Source organism: Anaerovibrio sp. RM50 (assembly GCF_000622005.1).
Lineage (GTDB): Bacteria > Bacillota > Negativicutes > Selenomonadales > Selenomonadaceae > Anaerovibrio.
In genome coordinates this window covers 114,568-115,778 of the sequence record NZ_JHWV01000011.1, presented here as the reverse complement: position 1 = coordinate 115,778, position 1,211 = coordinate 114,568, and positions in this window count along the sequence as shown.

Genomic DNA, 1,211 nt, shown 5'->3' with positions numbered 1-1,211 from the left:
ACACTGCCAAGAAGGATGTTGCTAAGAAGGATGTTGACAAGGAGGAAGGTGATACCGAATAATTTTTAGAAATGGAATGTATTTTACGAAAGAAGGTGATATTTGAGTAATGAGTTCGTAAATATTGAAGTGAGGAGGTGAGATATATGTTTGGATTTTTAGAACCATTAGGTGAATTGTTTCCGTTCCCTTGGGATGATGTAGTAGTATTCTGATGTAGGGTGAAGTTAGTGTTTGATTTTTAAGGAGGTGAAAACCATGGGCTTCGTTATGGAGGAGTTTCCTTTGCCAGGTGCAGGTCCATTTGTATGTTTTTGAGAGGTGAATATTGATGTTTGGTTATAAAATGTAGCCGCTGGATTCCAGGAACTGGATGAAGGCGGCTGTTTTACTTATGGTTTTGAGTATGGTAAAATGGTTAACAGAGTCAATGAGTTGGAGTGAGATTTGAACCCCCTGAAACCCAGTGTTTCGGGAATTTCACTCCTAAAAATCCGTGGACACGCCAAAGCCTTGACAGTCTTGGATTCTTGCCTGCTTGCGGGCCTATTTTAAAAACAGTGTCCATGTTCGGTTTAGCCTATTTGGGGTGGATTTTAAGGTTTCACTCCAAAATGCCATTTTTTGTTCAGTATCCATGCGGGTTCACAGGGGGTACAGTTGCAACGAACTCATGCCGCTTGCGGCATTGAAACTTCTTAGCTTCATGTGCAACCTTATTCTAGAGGGCATAGTTGCAACGGCCGCCCCCACCCTAATGCTGCTTGCGACTTCCTGGGGGAACAAAAAACCCCGGGCATTTCGCCCAGGGCATCAATCCAATAATTATTCTCTTGATGTGTTTTTCCTTTAATGCTACTATGTCTCGCATAGTAACATCCATTCCTTCCATGGGCCGGTCTTTATGATCGGCTTCTTTTCTTTATGAAAAAGAAGGATTATTTTTCTTTGTGTGGAATATGTAGAACTGTAAAATCTATTAGAATCTGGAGTGAGATTTGAACCCCCTGAAAACCAGTGTTTTGGGAATTTCACTCCGAAAAGTTCGTGGACATCATAAAACCTTGACATTACAAGGATCATCGCCATTAAAGTGGCAATTTTGAAAACGATGTACATGTTCGGTTTAACCATTTTGGGGTGGTTTTTGAGGTTTCACTCCAAAATGCCATTTTTAGTTCAGTATCCATGCGGGTTTACAGGGGGTACAG